The organism is Staphylococcus sp. HMSC36A10, from assembly GCF_001838845.1.
GTDB classification, from domain to species: domain Bacteria; phylum Bacillota; class Bacilli; order Staphylococcales; family Staphylococcaceae; genus Staphylococcus; species Staphylococcus aureus.
Map to the genome: position 1 here is coordinate 1 of NZ_KV839102.1, position 893 is coordinate 893.

The 893-nt window shown below is 33.5% G+C and carries 2 protein-coding genes; both read right to left on the reverse strand.

What is annotated here, in order from left to right; all coding sequences use genetic code 11:
* Positions 1 to 46: 46 nt before the first annotated feature.
* Positions 47 to 583, reverse strand: a complete 537-nt coding sequence (locus HMPREF3247_RS06530; RefSeq protein WP_070866209.1) for a dUTPase — start codon at positions 581 to 583, stop codon at positions 47 to 49.
* Positions 576 to 824 (reverse strand): type II toxin-antitoxin system toxin HigB, encoded by a 249-nt coding sequence (locus HMPREF3247_RS06535; protein ID WP_070866210.1) that lies wholly within the window; start codon positions 822 to 824, stop codon positions 576 to 578. Before HMPREF3247_RS06535 ends, HMPREF3247_RS06530 begins: the two co-directional genes overlap by 8 nt.
* Positions 825 to 893: the final 69 nt, after the last annotated feature.

Consider the following 893-nt stretch of genomic DNA (forward strand, 5'->3'; position numbering starts at 1 on the left):
TGTCACTCACTTCCCCAAAACCTCCTTGACTCGACCTAATATGTCTTTACACGTATCCTTTTCCTGCGTCTGCTGTTCCATCTTGTCTTTCATGATTCCTTTTCATTTTCTTTTTGTATGCGTCAATGAGTTGGTCGATAGAATAGTAAGTATTGGCGTACAAAAACGGCATTATTAAAACTTGTACAATGCTATTATCAATACCTTTTACAAATTGTTTTGTTAGTGTATGCATTACATGAACAAAATAAACTGAATGTAGTTTAGGTAAAGTAACTTCATTTTCAATCAAATCAACCATAACCTCAGTAGTTTCTTCCAAATCTTCTTCATCAACAATAGTCAAAGTTAATTGCAAACTGAAAGCTAAGTAATCAGCAATCTCATCTAATTGTGTATCTAGTGGCTTACCTGGTTGTTTCTTCCAATTTTTAAAAAACTCAAGTGTGTTAATCCACTCTACAAATTCAATAATCATACTAGCTACTGTGTCATTTAAATTTCTAGTTGGTATTCTATCGTCGAACTCCTTTTGTATTTGTAATAACTCTTGTAACTGATCAATTGTTAATGTGTTAGTCATTTTCCTGCTCCTCCTCATATTTATAGACAACTTGACTCGTCATAATCCCTACTGCTTCATCAAGATAAATATCTTCTTTGAGTGCATCTTGCATAGCATTAGGTAAACCCTCAAGTATTTCATCAAACGCTTGTGCTTTCTTATACACGTCTTCAATCTCTTTTAGTAATCCCTCTGTGTCATTGCCGTTATACGCACTAACACTTATAACGGATTGTTCTATTTGTTCACGGTTATCCATTTGTGTCATCCTCCATAAAAATTTTATTGTTTAAATCCATTCCAAATTTAACTCTTTCATGATCGTTGC